This is a genomic window from Microbacterium sp. SORGH_AS_0969, assembly GCF_030818255.1.
In the GTDB taxonomy this organism is placed as follows: domain Bacteria; phylum Actinomycetota; class Actinomycetes; order Actinomycetales; family Microbacteriaceae; genus Microbacterium.
Window position 1 is genome coordinate 2,775,172 of sequence record NZ_JAUTAG010000001.1, and the last position, 15,845, is coordinate 2,791,016.

Annotated in this window: 11 protein-coding genes; 9 read left to right on the forward strand and 2 right to left on the reverse strand. The window is 70.6% G+C overall.

All coding sequences use genetic code 11. The annotated features are described in order from the left end of the window. Positions 1–76 precede the first annotated feature (76 nt). The 8 genes from QE388_RS13005 (at position 77) to QE388_RS13040 (ending at position 9,655) form a co-directional block, all read left to right on the forward strand. Complete coding sequence (locus QE388_RS13005; protein WP_307385707.1) at positions 77–1,102, forward strand: LacI family DNA-binding transcriptional regulator; 1,026 nt, start codon at positions 77–79, stop codon at positions 1,100–1,102. Positions 1,103–1,393: 291 nt separating this feature from the next. Continuing rightward, positions 1,394–2,497 (forward strand): multiple monosaccharide ABC transporter substrate-binding protein, encoded by a 1,104-nt coding sequence (gene chvE / locus QE388_RS13010; RefSeq protein WP_275799786.1) that lies wholly within the window; start codon positions 1,394–1,396, stop codon positions 2,495–2,497. A 143-nt stretch (positions 2,498–2,640) separates the two neighbouring features. Continuing rightward, the gene (gene mmsA, locus QE388_RS13015; RefSeq protein ID WP_275799787.1) at positions 2,641–4,167 is read left to right on the forward strand and encodes a multiple monosaccharide ABC transporter ATP-binding protein; all 1,527 of its coding nucleotides are present in this window, start codon (positions 2,641–2,643) and stop codon (positions 4,165–4,167) included. Then, positions 4,154–5,419 (forward strand): multiple monosaccharide ABC transporter permease, encoded by a 1,266-nt coding sequence (mmsB, locus tag QE388_RS13020; protein ID WP_013585998.1) that lies wholly within the window; start codon positions 4,154–4,156, stop codon positions 5,417–5,419. Before mmsA ends, mmsB begins: the two co-directional genes overlap by 14 nt. 73 nt (positions 5,420–5,492) lie before the next feature. Next, positions 5,493–6,734 (forward strand): substrate-binding domain-containing protein, encoded by a 1,242-nt coding sequence (locus tag QE388_RS13025; RefSeq protein WP_307385708.1) that lies wholly within the window; start codon positions 5,493–5,495, stop codon positions 6,732–6,734. Between the two features lie 64 nt (positions 6,735–6,798). Continuing rightward, the gene (locus QE388_RS13030; RefSeq protein WP_307385709.1) at positions 6,799–8,157 is read left to right on the forward strand and encodes a sensor histidine kinase; all 1,359 of its coding nucleotides are present in this window, start codon (positions 6,799–6,801) and stop codon (positions 8,155–8,157) included. Beyond that, positions 8,145–8,810, forward strand: a complete 666-nt coding sequence (locus QE388_RS13035) for a response regulator transcription factor (RefSeq protein ID WP_275799765.1) — start codon at positions 8,145–8,147, stop codon at positions 8,808–8,810. Before QE388_RS13030 ends, QE388_RS13035 begins: the two co-directional genes overlap by 13 nt. Then, on the forward strand, positions 8,807–9,655 hold the full coding sequence (locus QE388_RS13040; protein WP_307385710.1) for a hypothetical protein: 849 nt from the start codon (positions 8,807–8,809) through the stop codon (positions 9,653–9,655). Before QE388_RS13035 ends, QE388_RS13040 begins: the two co-directional genes overlap by 4 nt. On the opposite strand, the gene QE388_RS13045 is transcribed toward QE388_RS13040, so the two are convergent. Beyond that, a complete protein-coding gene (locus tag QE388_RS13045) occupies positions 9,634–10,560 on the reverse strand; it encodes an EamA family transporter (protein ID WP_307385711.1) in 927 nt (308 codons plus the stop codon). The genes QE388_RS13040 and QE388_RS13045 overlap by 22 nt on opposite strands. Positions 10,561–10,600: 40 nt before the next feature. Between QE388_RS13045 and QE388_RS13050 the strand changes: the two genes are divergently transcribed. Beyond that, a complete protein-coding gene (locus QE388_RS13050) occupies positions 10,601–11,089 on the forward strand; it encodes a MarR family winged helix-turn-helix transcriptional regulator (protein ID WP_307385712.1) in 489 nt (162 codons plus the stop codon). 429 nt (positions 11,090–11,518) lie between these two features. Here the strand turns inward: QE388_RS13050 and hrpA are convergent, their stop codons facing one another. Continuing rightward, positions 11,519–15,688 (reverse strand): ATP-dependent RNA helicase HrpA, encoded by a 4,170-nt coding sequence (hrpA, locus tag QE388_RS13055; RefSeq protein ID WP_307385713.1) that lies wholly within the window; start codon positions 15,686–15,688, stop codon positions 11,519–11,521. Positions 15,689–15,845 lie beyond the last annotated feature (157 nt).

The following is a 15,845-nucleotide window of genomic DNA, read 5'->3' on the forward strand; positions in this document are numbered from 1 at the left end:
ACACGCAACGGGCGAAGCGCCGGGTTATCCTCGTGTGACCGGTCACGCGAGGACCGTTGACGCAAAGAGGCGAACCATGAGCGAGACCGACCTTCCGGATGCCACGGGCCGGGCCCCCAGCATCCGCGACGTGGCGCGTCTCGCGGGGGTGTCGTATCAGACGGTCTCCCGGGTCATCAACAACAGCCCCCAGCTGCGCCCCGAGACGGCGGCGCGGGTCCGCTCGGCGATCGCCGAGCTGAAGTTCGTCCCGAACCAGGCGGCTCGCGCCCTCGCGACGAGTCGTTCGCGTCTCATCGGCGTCCTCGGGCCGAGGACGACGACGCACGGCACGGCGACGATGGTCCAGGCCATCGAGTCCGCAGCCCGCGCCGCGGGATACCGGCTGACCCTGACGAACCTGGCCACGAGCGCCCCCGAGGACGTGCGCGCCTCGATCGACCACCTCATGCAGCAGTCGGTCGAGGGGCTGATCGCGGTGGCGCCGCAGACGCGCGTCGTTCCGATCCTCGACGAGCTGCGGCTCCCCGTGCCGGTGCAGATCGTCGCCTCGACGGGCACCTCGACCTCGCACAACGACCAGGCGGCCGGTGCGCGTGCCGCGGTGCGCCACCTCATCGAGATCGGGCATACGCGCATCCTGCACATCGCCGGTCCCCGCGACTGGGTCGAGGCCGACCACCGCATGCGGGGGTACCTGGCGGAGATGGATGCCAACGACCTCGCACCGCGTCCCCCCGTCCTCGGCGACTGGACGGCGCAGTTCGGTTTCGAAGCGGGCCTCGAACTGCTGCGCACCGAGGATGCGACCGCGGTGTTCGCGGGCAATGACCATATGGCGCTCGGGTTCATGCATGCCGTCCGGGCCATAGGACGCTTGGTGCCCGAGGACATCTCGGTGGTCGGCTTCGACGACGTGCCGGAGTCGGCGCACCTGTGGCCACCGCTGACGACGGTGCGGCAGGACTTCGCGGGCATCGGCGCGCGCGCGGTGCGCGAGGTCCTCGCCGCGTTGGGTGAACCCGCCGACGCGGGCGCCTCGGTCGAGCCCGACCACCTGCGCCTGATCGTGCGGTCGTCGACCGCTCCGCCCAGTCGCTGATCGTCACATTTCGGCAACGGCTGGACGGCGTGCGCACGGGGACTTGACACGTCGGTCCCGCACGGGGGTAGCATCACACACACAATGTGAACGGTCACATGACCGGTCACACGGCCGACGGGACTCGCTGCGGAGCGGATCCGTCGAGACGAAGATGTTTCGACCGTCTTTCGTTTCGCCCTGTCGACTCGTGCGCCCGGTGTGACCTCGTCCGCAGAGACCGCGGTGGGCTCCGCGTGGAGAGACCGCGACACAAACCCAATGGAGGGAACCAGAGTGAACAAGCACAGCATGCTCAAGACGATCGCCGGAGTGGGCGTTCTCGCGCTCGGCATCGGCCTGGCCGGTTGCGCCGGCGACCGCACGGGCAACAGCGCCGGCGGCGACCAGGAGGCGGGCGGCACCATCGGCGTCGCGATGCCGACCCAGCAGTCGGAGCGGTGGATCGCCGACGGCAACAACGTCAAGTCGCAGCTCGAGGAGCTCGGCTACCAGGTCGACCTGCAGTACGCCAACGACGACATCCCCACCCAGGTCTCGCAGATCGAGAACATGATCACCACGGGCGCCAAGGCCCTGATCATCGCCTCGATCGACGGCACCACGCTCACCGACGTGCTGCAGCAGGCCAAGGACGCGAACATCCCCGTCATCGCGTACGACCGCCTCATCAACGGCACCGAGAACGTCGACTACTACACGACATTCGACAACTACAAGGTCGGCGTCCAGCAGGCCACCTCGCTCCTCACGGGCCTCGGTGTCCTCGACGCCTCGGGCAAGGAGACCGGCGCCACCGGTCCGTTCAACATCGAGCTGTTCGCCGGAAGCCCCGACGACAACAACGCCACGTTCTTCTGGAACGGCGCGATGGACACCCTGAAGCCCTACATGGACAAGGGCGTGCTCGTGGTCCCCTCGGGTCAGACCGAGTTCGGCCAGGCGGCGATCCTCCGCTGGCTGCCCGAGACGGCGCAGAAGCGCATGGAGAACATCCTCACCGTCATCGGCGGCACCAAGCTCAACGGTGTGCTCTCGCCCTACGACGGTCTGTCGATCGGCATCATCTCGGCACTCACCTCGGGCGGCTACTCGGCCACCGACCTCCCCGTCATCACGGGTCAGGACGCCGAGGCCGGCTCGATCAAGTCGATCATCGCCGGCGAGCAGTACTCGACGATCTTCAAGGACACGCGCGAGCTCGCCAAGCAGGCCGTGACCATGGTCGACGACATCCGCAAGGGTGAGACCCCCGAGGTCAACGACGAGAAGACCTACGACAACGGCAAGAAGGTCGTCCCCTCGTACCTCCTCCAGTCGACGATCGTCACCAAGGACAACTACAAGGAAGTCCTGATCGACAGCGGTTACTACACCGAGGCCGACCTCAAGTAATCCCCGCGGGCGTGCCCTGAGCCGCCCGCACAGCCTCCGCCGCGATCGATCCGTTCGGTCGCGGCGGAGGCGCCCCCACGTCTCTCACCCCCACCGGCTCCGGCCGGCCCTGCAAGGAGGACCTCGTGAGCACCATCCTCGAGATGCGCTCGATCACCAAGGAGTTCCCCGGCGTCATCGCGCTCGCCGACGTGTCGTTGACCGTCGAGCGCGGAACGGTCCACGCCATCTGTGGCGAGAACGGCGCCGGCAAGTCCACTCTCATGAAGGTGCTCAGCGGTGTGTATCCCGCGGGCGACTACCGCGGCGAGATCGTCTTCGACGGCAAGACCGTCGAGTTCAAAGACATCCGCGACAGCGAATCCGCCGGCATCGTCATCATCCACCAGGAGCTCGCGCTGAGCCCCTACCTCTCGATCGCCGAGAACATCTTCCTCGGCAACGAGATCACTCACCGCGGTCTCATCGACTGGGACGCGACCAACCGCGAGGCATCCAAGCTCCTCGCCCGCGTCGGGCTCGGCGACAGCCCCGACGTGCCCGTCAATGAGATCGGCGTCGGCAAGCAGCAGCTCGTCGAGATCGCGAAGGCCCTCTCGAAAGACGTCAAGCTCCTCATCCTCGACGAGCCCACCGCGGCCCTGAACGACGACGACTCCGAGCACCTGCTGGACCTGATCCGTCACCTCAAGGGCCAGGGCATCACCTGCATCATCATCAGCCACAAGCTCAACGAGATCCGCGCGATCGCCGACGAGGTCACGATCATCCGCGACGGTCGCACGATCGAGACCCTCGATGTCGCCACCGGGGGCACGAGCGAAGACCGCATCATCCGCGGGATGGTCGGACGCGAGCTCGAGAACCGCTACCCCGACCGCGACGTCGAGATCGGCGATGAGGTCCTGCGCATCGAGGACTGGAACGTCAGTCACCCCACGGATGCCACTCGCACGGTCATCCACAACGCGAACCTCACCGTTCGCGCCGGCGAGGTCGTCGGGATCGCAGGCCTGATGGGTGCCGGTCGCACCGAGCTCGCGATGAGCGTCTTCGGCAAGAGCTTCGGCTCGCGCATCTCGGGGAACGTCTACGTGCGCGGTCAGAAGGTCGACACTTCGACGGTCCCCGCGGCGATCCGCAGCGGACTCGCGTACGTCACCGAAGACCGCAAGGGCGCCGGACTCAACCTGATCGACACGATCAAGCGGAACATCTCGATCGCCGGCATGCGAAAGCTCGTCAAGGGCGGGTTCGTCGACGGCGACGAGGAGTACCTCGTCGCGAACCGCTACCGCAAGTCGATGAACATCAAGGCGCCGAGCGTCGACGTGGTCGTCGGGAAGCTCTCCGGCGGCAACCAGCAGAAGGTCGTGCTGTCGCAGTGGCTCTTCTCCGACCCCGAGGTGCTCATCCTCGACGAGCCCACGCGCGGCATCGACGTCGGCGCGAAGTACGAGATCTACACGATCATCAACTCCCTCGCGGCGCAGGGGAAGGGCGTGCTGGTGATCTCTTCGGAGCTCCCCGAGCTGCTCGGCATCTGCGACCGCATCTACACCCTCAGCGAAGGCCACATCACCGGCCAGCTGCCCATCGAAGAGGCCACTCCCGAGGCACTCATGGTGCTCATGACGAAGGAAAAGGAAGCCGACCATGTCAGCGCTTGACAACACCGTGACCCCGCAGGGTCCCGCGACGCCGAAGGGTCCCGTCGGCGGCGGAGCCGGCGGCGGTGCCGGCAGCATTCTGCAGTTCTTCACGTCGCGACTGCGTGAGATCGGCATCTTCATCGCCCTGATCGTCATCGTCCTGCTCTTCCAGGCGCTGACCGGCGGGCGCCTGCTCACCGCGGGCAACGTGTCGAACATCATCGTCCAGAACAGCTACATCCTGATCCTCGCGATCGGCATGGTGATGATCATCATCGCCGGCCACATCGACCTCTCGGTCGGTTCGGTCGCCGCCTTCGTCGGTGCGGTCTCGGGTGTGCTGATCGTGCAGTGGGGCCTGCCCTGGTGGCTCGGCATCCTGCTCTCGCTCCTCCTCGGTGCCGTGGTCGGCATGTGGCAGGGCTTCTGGGTGGCGTACATCGGCATCCCCGCGTTCATCGTGACCTTGGCCGGCATGCTGCTGTTCCGCGGTCTCACGCAGATGACCCTCGGCAACACCCAGATCACCCCGTTCCCCACCGAGTACCGTGCACTCGGCGGCGGCTACCTGTTCCCCGACCTGTTCCCGGCTGCGAGCTCGCCCGCCGAGTGGATCACCGTCGGGCTCGGTGTGCTGACCCTTGTGCTGTTCGTCGTGTCGCAGGTGCGTCAGCGCGCCAAGCGCGCCGCGCTCGAACTGCAGAACGAGCCGCAGGTCGCCTTCCTCGTCAAGCTCATCGGCGGCGGCGCGCTGATCGCGTACCTCACCTACCTGCTCGGTGTGGCACCGGGGTCGCGCGGCACGCCCATCGTGCTGGTCGTGCTCGGCGTGCTGATCATCGGGTACTCGACCGTCATGAGCCGGAGCGTCTTCGGCCGCCACATCTACGCGATCGGCGGCAACCGCACCGCCGCGAAGCTGTCGGGCATCAACACGCGCCGCGTCGACTTCCTGCTGTTCGTGAACATGGGCGTGCTCGCGGCCCTCGCGGGCATCGTGTTCACGGGTCGCCTGAACTCCGCCGGCCCCGGTGCCGGAAACCTCTTCGAGCTGGATGCCATCGCCGCATCGTTCATCGGCGGCGCCGCGGTGCAGGGTGGTGTCGGCCGCGTGGTCGGCGCGATCGCCGGTGGTCTGGTCATGGGTGTGCTCAACAACGGCATGTCGCTCATGGGTATCTCGACCGACGTGCAGCAGTTCATCAAGGGTCTCGTGCTGCTGCTGGCCGTCGCCTTCGACGTGTGGAACAAGAACCGCACGCGCGGTTGATCCACCCCCCCATCGAGACGCCCCGACGCTTCCGCGCCGGGGCGTCTCGCCGTTCCTGCGGCAGGATGGAACGGTGACCCCCCGCACGCCCCTCCGCCGCGCCGCCGCGGTGCTCGCCGTGGTCGCGCTGGGCCTCGCCGGTTGCACGGCGACGCCGCCGCGTGAGGGCGGCTCGAGCGACGGGGCCGGGGTGATCGGCGTCGCGCTGCCCTCGACCGCCGACGCCGGATGGGAGCACGCGGGGGAGGTCGTGGCATCCGAACTCCGCGATCGTGGCTACCGCGTCGATCTGGAGTACGCCGCCGACGACGCGCGAACGCAGGCCTCGCAGGTGCAGAACATGCTCACCAAGGGGATGGATGCCGTGATCGTGGCGCCCCTGTCCACCGAGGAGCTCGCGGCGCCCGCTGAACTCGCCGAGGAAGACGGCGTCCCGATCGCCCTCCTCGGTCGCGGTCTCCCGGTTTCCGGAGCGGGGTTCGCGGCGGTGGTCGAGCCGGAAGAGCTCGGCCGCGCCCAGGCCCAGGCTCTGCTCGACGCGCTCGACGCCGTGCAGGGGACGGATGCCACGGACCCGACGCCCACACCCGACTCCGACGCCCCCGACTCCGACGCATCGGAGACGGACGCATCCGCGGACCCCGCACCGGCCTCCCCGGCCGGACCCGTCGAGCTCACCGTGCTCGCCGGTGCCGCGGACGACGCCTGGGAGCAGCGACGCTTCGCCGCCGCGCGCGAGGCCCTGGCCTCCGCGGTCGACGAGGGGCGCGTCGTGATCACGTCGGGCGCCACGTGGGACGACGCCGCTGTCGCCGACGATCCGCTCGACGTGTCGGACGCGGCGGAGAAGCGCGCCCGAGTGGTCGTCGCGGTCACGGACGCGGACGGCGAGACGCCCGGCCGCCCCGCGTTCCTCGCGCTCGGTGACGACGTCACCCGCGGCGTGGTGACCGCGCTCACCACCGACCCGCCCGCGGGCGAGACCCCTTCACCCACGCCTTCGCCGTCGCGCGCGGCCGAGCGTCCGGACCCGATCGTCGTCGGTTCGGGGGCCGACCTCGCCACCGCGCGTGCCCTCGACGCGGGTGTCGTCGCCGCGACCGTGTTCGTCGACACGCGCGATCTGGCCGCGCCGATCGCCGATGCGATCGAGGCGCTGCTCGACGAGCGCGAACCGGTGTCGGACGGCACCGAGATCCCCGGACTGACGGACGCCCCGGCTGTCGCGGTCGGCCCGCAGACCGTTCGTGCCGACGACATCACGCGTGTCCTGCTCGACACCGGCTGGCTGACCCCCGAAGAGCTTTCGGGATAACCCGAACGAGGGCGGGGGCTGCCCGGGCGGTGCGGAGGCGAGGCCCACCCCTACCGTGGAACACATGACCACGGCATCCGTTCTTCCGCCTCCTCCGCCGAACCCGCCCGGCCGCGACGACTCCGCGGACACCGCAGCTCGCACCGTGCCGCTGCCGCCCGTCGAATCGACCGTCGTCCCCTCGTCGCGCGTGCGCATCGCCACCCCCGGGCGCATCGCCGGGGCCGCGGCCCAGATGGCCGCGCTCGGCCTGATCGGCCCGACCGTCTTCGGCGCGCTCTTCGGCATGCTGGGCGGCGGTATCGGACTGCTCTTCGCCCTCCTGATCGGCGTCGTCGTTCTCGTCGCCCTCGTCTACGCCCTCTTCGCGGTGGCCTGGTTCGAACGGGCCCGTGTCGACGGCCTGTACGGCTTCGGCCTCGCGGCGCTCAGCCCACGCCGGAGCCCGCGTCCCGGATTCGTCGGCTTCCTGCACACGGTCTGGCTGCAGGCGATCGACCCCGGCCAGTGGCGCGCGGTGGCCTCGTTCACCATCGGCACGATCCTGGGCCTGGTGACCCTGACCGCCGCAGGTCTCGCCGCGTGGGGCTTCGCGCTCTCCATCGCCCCCATCTTCGGCTGGCCGGATACGCGCTTCCTCGGCATCTTCCCGCTCGAGGGGTTCGCCGCGCCCCTCGTCGGCGTCGTCGCCCTCGTCGGATCGCTCGCGGGCATCGTCGGACTCGCCGTACTGCACGGTCTGATCGTCCGCGCGATCTTCGTCCCCTCGCGCGAGGCGGAGCTCGAGGAGCGCGCACGCACCTCGGACTCCCGCCGCGCCGGCGCGGTCCGCGCCGCCGAGGTCGAACGCACCCGCATCGAACGCGACCTCCACGACGGCGTCCAACCGCGACTCGTCTCGATCGGTATGACGCTGGGCCTCGCGCAGACCAAGATCGACGACGACCCCGAGACCGCGAAGGCCCTCGTCGCCGAGGCGCACGCCTCGACCAAATCGGCGATCACCGAACTCCGCCAGCTCGCCCGTGGCATCCATGCCTCGGTGCTCGATGACCGGGGACTGGATGCCGCGCTCTCGGCGCTCGCGTCGCGTTCGCACATCCCCGTGACCCTCGACGTGCGTCTGCCGCGTCGGTGCAGTCGTCCGGCTGAGGCCGCGGTGTACTTCGCGATCGCCGAGGCGCTGACGAACGCGGCGAAGCACTCCCGAGCGACCGGGTGCCGCGTGCACGTCCGCCTCCGCGAGGACGGGACCCTCTGGGCCCGGGTCGAGGACGACGGACTGGGCGGGGCGCGTGTCGTCCCGGGCGGTGGCCTCGACGGCATCGTGAACCGCGTGGTGGCCGCCGGCGGCACGGCCCGTATCGACAGCCCGCAGGGCGGACCCACGACCGTGGAGGTGAGCGTCCCGTGCGCATCCTGATCTGCGAAGACTCCGTCCTGCTGCGCGAGGGGCTCGTCCGCCTTCTCGCCGACGACGGTCACGAGGTCGTCGTCGCCCTGCCCGACGCCGACGGGCTCCAGGCCGCGGTCGACGAGCACGCACCCGACCTCTGCGTCCTCGACGTGCGGCTTCCGCCGACCTGGACCGACGAGGGCATCCGCGCGGCGATCGCGCTGAGGTCCCGGCATCCGGGACTCGCGGTCCTCGTCCTCTCGCAGTACGTCGAGGAGCAGTATGCCAGCGACTTGATCGCCGACGGGCAGGGCTCGCTCGGCTACCTGCTCAAGGACCGGGTCGCCGACGTCCGCGACTTCCTCGACGCGGTCGCCCGCATCAGCGGGGGAGCGACCGTCCTCGACCCCGAGGTCGTCGGGCAGCTCCTCGCCCGTCGCCGTCGTGATGAGCGGCTGCAGAGCCTGACGGAGCGGGAACGCAGCGTGCTCGCGCTCATCGCGGAAGGCCGGTCGAACCAGGCCATCGCCGCGGCGCTCTTCGTGAGCGAGGCCAGCGTCGAGAAGTACATCACCGCCATCTTCACCAAGCTCGGCCTGGAGCAGGACGAGACCGGCAACCGCCGCGTCATCGCCGCCCTCGTGCACCTGGGCCACGACCACACCGGAGCAACGTCATGACCACGCAGACCCCCGTCGACCAGGCTCCTCTCGAGCCGACCCCTCCGCCGGCTCCCACCTCGCGCCGGGGAACCGTCCTGGCAGTGTCGATCGTCACGATCGTCGTCGGAGCGATCGCCCTCGTCGGCACGGTGGGCGGCACCGCGATCACCGCGGCGGCCACGCTCTCCGACACACGATCCGGCGTGCAGGCGGGCTCGGTGTCGGCGCGGGGCCTCACCGATCTCTCGGTCGACGTGGCCGGAGGCTCGCTCACGATCGAGTACGGCGACGGGACCGACGCGACGCTCGAGGCCGGGGGCGCTCGACGCGGCGGCTGGACGTTCGAGCGCACGGGCGACACGCTGCGCGTGTCGTCGCCGCGGGGCGCCTTCGTCGACTGGGACCGGAGCCCGGGCGCGACGCTGACGCTCCCGCGCAGTCTGAAGGGCGCGCCGCTCGACGGGCGTATCGACGTCACGGGTGGGACGCTCGACCTCGACGCCGAGATGCGGGGGCTGACGGTGAACCTCGCCGGCGGTGCGGTCGACCTGTCCGGGAGCGCCGAGACGCTCGAGGTCACGGTTGCCGGCGGGGCCGCCACGGCCGACGTCGAGGATGTCGACACGGCGACCTTCGAGGTCGCCGGCGGTGAGCTGACGGCGGGGTTGAGCGGTGCGACCCCCAGCCGCACGACGGTCACGGTCACGGCGGGATCCGCCGACATCACGCTGCCCGACGACGAGTACCGGGTCGTGAACCAGGACGGTATCGGCTCGGTCGACAACAGCCTGCGCACCTCGTCGTCGGCGAAGGCCGTCGTCGACGTCGAGGCGGCGCTGGGTCAGGTGTCACTGTCGTCCTGAGCGCTGCGCTCCCGGAGGGCCCCTTCTCGTCGCCGAGCGACGGGGAGGGGCCCTTCTCGCGCGGGACGCGGACGCGCGACGACCAGCGACAGCAGGACGAGCGCGATGCCGAGAGCCTGAAGCGGGGCGAGGGACTCCCCGCCGACGAGCACCCCGAGCACGACCCCGGTCACCGGGTTGAGCAGCCCGATGATCCCGACGGTGCCCGCCGGCAGGTGGCGAAGCCCGGTGAACCAGCACACGAACGCCAGCGCGGTGGCGACGACGGCGATCCCCGCGTAGGCCGCGCCGCCGATCGCATCCACGCGCGGGGGCGGCCCCTCGACGATCGCCGCGGCGACCACGAGCGCGATCCCTCCGGCGATGAGCTGCCATGACGTCGTCGCGAGCAGCGGGGTGTCGTCGCGCCACCGGGTGGTGAGGATCGCCCCGAGCGACGACGCGAGCAGAGCGATGACGGATGCCGCGACCCCGGCGGGCGACACGGCGCCGGCCCCGAGCCCGACGACCAGCAGCACACCCCCGATGCCGAGCACGGCCCCCGCCGCCCACCGCGGGGTCGGGCGCTGCGAGAGGATCGGCCACGCGATGCCCGCGAGGGCGAGTGGGGCCAGCGCCATGATCGACGCCGCGATCGAGGAGGGCAACAGCTGCGCGGCGAGGTAGACCAGCACGAAGAAGGCGCCGAAGTTCAACAGTCCCAGGACGGGTGCGCGCCACCACCACGAGCCGCGCGGTCGCCGTCGGGCCAGCGCCCACAGCAAAAGTCCGGCGGGCAGGGCGCGCAGGGCGGCGCCCCAGAGTGGGGCGTCGGGCGGGAGCAGGTGCCGCGTGACCACGTAGGTGGCACCCCACGCGATCGGGGCAACCGCGGTGATCGCGACGAGGCGCCATATACCTTCCATGGAAGACAGTATAGTTTCCGCGGAAGGTATCATGGATGCCATGACCGACCACGTCGATGAACTCGTCGCGCAGTGGGCCGCTGAGCGCCCCGACGTCGACGCCTCGCCGATGCAGATCATCGGGCGCATGAGCCGCATCGTCGACTACCTCGAGGCCGAGCTGCTCGTCGTCTTCCGGCGCTACGGTCTGGGCGAGGGGGAGTTCGACGTCCTCGCCGCGCTCCGTCGGAGCGGTGAGCCCTTCGCGTGCGCCCCCGGAGAGCTCGCGCGGCACACGATGGTGACCACCGGTGCGGTGACCAAGCGCGTCGACCGGCTCGTGGCATCCGGACTCGTGTCGAGGGAGGCGAGCGACGACGACGGCCGCGGTCGGGTGGTGTCGCTCACTCCGGCGGGTCGGCGGGTCATCGACGAGGCGCTGGTCGCCCACGTCGAGAACGAGGAGCGCCTGCTGTCGGCGCTCCGCCCGGCCGACCGTCGTGTGCTGGAGGCGCTGCTGCGCAACTGGGGGTCTGCCCTCGGCGTGTAAGCGCTGAGGCTGCGCTGACGCTTCCGGTGCCGCCGCCGTGCCCGTGCCTTGTTTGCCCCCGTTCGTCGTGCGGCGCATGCTGCGGCGACCACGTGCGGCAAGTGACGCCCCGACGCCGTCGCGCCCGTGCCTGGTTTGCCCCTACTTGTCGTGCGGCGCGTGCTTGGGCGACGAAGTGCGGCAAGTGACGCCCCCGACGCCGTCGCGCCGGTGCCTGGTTTGCCCCTACTTGTCGTGCGGCGCGTGCTCGGGCGACGAAGTGCGGCAAGTGAGGCTTCCCGACGCCGGCGCCCCCGGCGCCTCGGTTGCCCATGTTTGTCGCGTGGCGCGTGCTCAGGCGACGAATTGCGGCAGCTCACGCACGTGGCTTCCGCTACGACAAGCCGCCCGCACGGGCGATCGCCTCGCATGGCGCATCCCGCGCGCGACTCACGCGCCCTTCAGCGCCTTCGCGATGCGCTGGATCGACACGGGTTCCGCCGTGCCGAGGCGCTGGGCGAACAGGCTCACGCGCAGCTCCTCCAGCAGCCACCGCGTCTGCACGAGGTTCGCCGGGGCGTCGGCGGGAAGAGGCACCGTGCCTCCGGCCTCGACGAAACCGGCGGCGGCGCGCTCGTACTCGGTCATGCGCTGTCGGTCGCGGCCCGGATTGTCCGACAGAGTCTTCACCCGCTCGAGCGCACCGGCGAGGTAGCGGGGATAGTGCTGCAGGCGCGGGATGCCGGTGCGCGAGAGGAAGCCGGGGAACAGCAGCCCCTTCACCTGGCCGCGCACGTCGTTGAGCGCTCCGAGGAGCGTCATCGACGCGGCATCCTTCATCGCCCTCTCGACCTCGCGCTGCGCGAGCAGGATCTTCGCCGCGAGTGACACCGTCTGGAACGTGCGCTCCACCGAAACGGAAGAGAACGCGTCGCGCACCCGCTCGAAGTCCCCTCGGGTGCGCACGGCGCCGTCGCTCCCGAGGATGTCGTCGGCCAGGGCCACGCGCGCATCCTCGATCAGGGCTTTCGCGTTCTGGTACGGGGATGCCGCGAGCGCGAGCTTCTCGTTCGCGGTGAGGTGGTCGAGAACGTAGGTGGCGGGGGAGGGGACGGCCAGCAGCATCAGGCGACGGATGCCGGCCCGCGTGAGCCGCGCGGCGTCTTCGGGTGTCGCCTCGACGCGCAGAGCGACGCTGTCGCCCTCGTCGACGAGCGCCGGGTAGCCGCGCACGACGCCGCCGGCGACGGGGGTGTCGACGACCTCGGTGAGCTCGTCGAGGTCCCAGGTGGTGAGCTTCGTGCGCGAAGCGAAAGCGGGGGAGGCCTGGGCGACCTTCGCGGCCCTCTGCGGGGGCCGAGAGATCGTCGACTCGACGCTGGAGCGCGCCCGGTCGGCCAGTCGTCGCTGCAGCGCACCGAGGTCGCGGTCGCTGCCGACCGCCCGGCCCCGGGCATCGACCGCTCGGAACGAGGGGAGGAGGTGCGCGGGAACGCGCTCGAGCTCGAAGTCAGCCGCGCTCACCCGCTGGTTCGCGACGCGCTGCACCAGGGCGGCGAGGGCGTCGACGAGCGTCGTCTTCGGGAGGCCGTTCGCGTGCTCGGGGCCCTTCTCGGCGAGTTCGGCCGAGAACTTCTCCGCCCAGTCGGCGGCCGGCACCACGTTGCGGCGGATGGTCTTCGGCAGGGCGCGAAGCAACGCCGTGACGAGCTCGTCGCGCATGCCGGGCACCTGCCAGTCGAAGCCGTCGGGGCGCAGCTGCGCGAGCAGGGGCAGCGGAACGACGACCGTGACGCCGTCGTCGGGGGCGCCCGGCTCGAAGCGATACGCGAGGTTCAGCGTCTGGTCGCCCTGTCGCCAGCGCGCGGGGAAGGCCCGATCGTCGCCCTGCGCCCGGTCTCCGGTGAGGTCGGACTCGCGCAGGTCGAGCAGGTGCGGTGTGCGGTTCGAGGCATCCTTCCACCAGGTCTCGAACGAGCGGACGTCGGTGACGTCGGCGGGGATTCGCGCGTTGTAGAACGCGAACACCGCCTCGTCGCCGATGAGGATGTCACGGCGGCGCTCGCGCTCCTCGATCTTCTCGAGCAGGCGGCGCTGCTCGACGTTGCGGCGGAGGAACGCCGTGAGGCGCTTGTCGAGGACCGAGGGGTCCCACTCGCCCTCGACGAGTGCGTGGCGGACGAACATCTCGCGGGCGAGAGGGCGGTCGAAGCGCGCGAGCTGGACGCGACGACGGCCGACGAGCTCGACACCGAACAGCGTGACCTTCTCGTACGCGGCGGCGGAGCCGGCATCCTTCGACCAGTGCGGCTCGCTCAGCGAGCGCTTCACCAGGTCGGGGGCGAGTTCCTCCGCCCACGCAGGGTCGACGGCGGCGACCGTCCGCGCGAACAGGCGCGAGGTCTCGACGAGCTCGGCGGCCATGACGGCGGAGGGGCGCTTCTTCTTCAGCCCCGACCCGGGGAAGATCGCGAACCGCGCCCCGCGGGCACCGATGTACTCGCCCTTGACGGGGCGAGCATCACCGGGCGCCTTGCGATCCCTCGTCTGCGCCATCGTGCGCGGATCCAGGATGCCGAGATGCGACAGCAGTCCGGAGAGGATCGCGCGGTGGATGGCGTCGCCGGCGGCGTGGCCCTCGGGGGCGGCTGTGTCGTGGCGCTCGTCGCGACGGCTCGCGGACCGGGACGGGTCCGACGTGGGCGGGAGGGCCCGGGTCCGGTCCCGCCGGCCGGTGCTGTCACGCCCGGCGCTGTCGCGGTCTCCGGACCCCCGCTCGCCGCCGAGCGACCGCAGCTGCCGGTGCACGTCGACCCACTCGCGCACGCGCACGTAATTCAGATGCTCGCTCCGGCACAGGCGCCGGAACGCGCTCGAGCCGAGCTCGGCCTGCTTCTCCTGCAAGTACTCCCACAGGTTCAGCAGCGAGAGGAAATCGCTGGTCGGGTCGGTGAACCGGGCGTGGAACCGGTCGGCTTCCTCGCGGCGGTCCTCGGGGCGCTCGCGCACGTCCTGGATGGACATGCCGGAGACGATCGCGAGGACCTCGGCCGAGACGTCGTTCCGGCGCGCCTCGATGAGCATTCGCGCGAAGCGCGGGTCGATCGGCAGCCGCGCGATCTCGCGGCCGATCTCGGTGAGGCGGGGACCGTCTTCGCGCCCGCCACCGCGCGACGGGTCGCGATCGGGTCGGTCGTCGCGCGAGCGCGCCCCCGGTGCCGGCAGCTTCACGGCACCGAGCTCGACGAGCAGGTCGAATGCCGCCTTCACACCGCGCGAATCGGGCGGGGTCAGGAACGGGAACGCCTGGATGTCGCCGAACCCGAGCGAGAGCATCTGCAGGATCACGGATGCCAGCGACGTGCGCAGGATCTCGGGTTCGGTGTACTCCGGCCGACGCGTGAAATCGTCCTCGGAGTAGAGGCGGATCGCGACACCGGGCGACGTGCGCCCCGCGCGACCGGATCGCTGCTGCGCCGAGGCCTGGGACACGGCCTCGATCGGCAGCCGCTGGATCTTCGACCTGTTGCTGTACCGCGAGATGCGGGCTGTGCCGGTGTCGACGACATACCGGATGCCGGGGACGGTGAGACTCGTCTCGGCGACGTTGGTGGCGAGGATGACACGGCGGCGAACGCCCGCGACGGTGGAGCGCTCGAACACCCGGTGCTGCTCGGCGGCGGACAGACGCCCGTAGAGGGGCAGCACCTCGGTCGGCGCGGCATCCTTCTGATACGCCCCGCGGATGGCATCCGCCGCATCCCGGATCTCCGCCTCGCCCGGGAAGAACACGAGCACGTCGCCCGCGGGCTCCCGGTCGAGCTCGCGGAGCGCCGCCACGACGGCCCCGACCTCGTCGGCGTCGTCGCCGTCGCGCGTCGCGCGGGCCGAACTCCTGACTTTCTGCGGCGCTGCGACCCCGCGGCCACGGGATGTCGCGGCGTCGGAGCCGTCGGCATCCGGATCCTCAGGAGTTTCGCCCGCACCGTCGGCGCCATCCAGCGGCCGGTAGCGGATCTCGACCGGATAGGTCCGCCCCGACACCTCGATCACGGGCGCCGGCACCGGCTCGCCGCCCGGCTCGGCGGGCGCGGCGGCGAAGTGCCGCGCGAAGCTCTCGGGGTCGATCGTCGCCGAGGTGACGATGACCTTGAGGTCGGGGCGCTTCGGCAGGATGCGGCGGAGGTATCCGAGCAGGAAGTCGATGTTGAGCGAACGCTCGTGCGCCTCGTCGACGATGATCGTGTCGTAGCGGCGCAAGAGCCGGTCGCGGTGGATCTCGTTGAGCAGGATGCCGTCGGTCACGAGCGCTACGCGGGTGTCGGCCGACACCTTGTCGGTGAAGCGCACCTTGTAGCCGACGGTGGAGCCGAGGGGAACCTGCATCTCTTCGGCGATGCGCTCGGCGATCGTGCGCGCGGCGATGCGGCGCGGCTGCGTGTGTGCGATCGAGGTGCGGCCGAGCTCGAGGCAGATCTTCGGCAGCTGCGTCGTCTTGCCCGAGCCGGTCGCGCCGGCGACGATCACGACCTGGTTGTCGCGGATGGCGCGCGCGATCTCGTCCCGCGCGGCGCTGACGGGCAGCTCGGGCGGGTAGACGATCACGGGTTCGACAGACACAGCCTTCTAGTTTATCGCGCGGTGGCGCCTCGGCGTCCGGCTCCGACTGTTCGCGTCAGCGCGTGAGTTGTCGCGATTGGTCGCGTCGCGTGGGGTGTGGCGCACATATGCGGCACCTCAGTGTCGGGCCGTGTGGGTTTCGTGAGCGGAGGCGGCG

Bases quoted from the DNA above. Each gene is read 5' to 3' on its own strand.
- QE388_RS13050 (WP_307385712.1), top strand. From the start codon at position 10,601: ATGACCGACCACGTCGATGAACTCGTCGCGCAGTGGGCCGCTGAGCGC.
- QE388_RS13040 (WP_307385710.1), top strand. From the start codon at position 8,807: ATGACCACGCAGACCCCCGTCGACCAGGCTCCTCTCGAGCCGACCCCT.
- QE388_RS13030 (WP_307385709.1), top strand. From the start codon at position 6,799: ATGACCACGGCATCCGTTCTTCCGCCTCCTCCGCCGAACCCGCCCGGC.
- QE388_RS13045 (WP_307385711.1), bottom strand. From the start codon at position 10,560: ATGGAAGGTATATGGCGCCTCGTCGCGATCACCGCGGTTGCCCCGATC.
- mmsA (WP_275799787.1), top strand. From the start codon at position 2,641: ATGCGCTCGATCACCAAGGAGTTCCCCGGCGTCATCGCGCTCGCCGAC.
- mmsB (WP_013585998.1), top strand. From the start codon at position 4,154: ATGTCAGCGCTTGACAACACCGTGACCCCGCAGGGTCCCGCGACGCCG.
- QE388_RS13005 (WP_307385707.1), top strand. From the start codon at position 77: ATGAGCGAGACCGACCTTCCGGATGCCACGGGCCGGGCCCCCAGCATC.
- chvE (WP_275799786.1), top strand. From the start codon at position 1,394: ATGCTCAAGACGATCGCCGGAGTGGGCGTTCTCGCGCTCGGCATCGGC.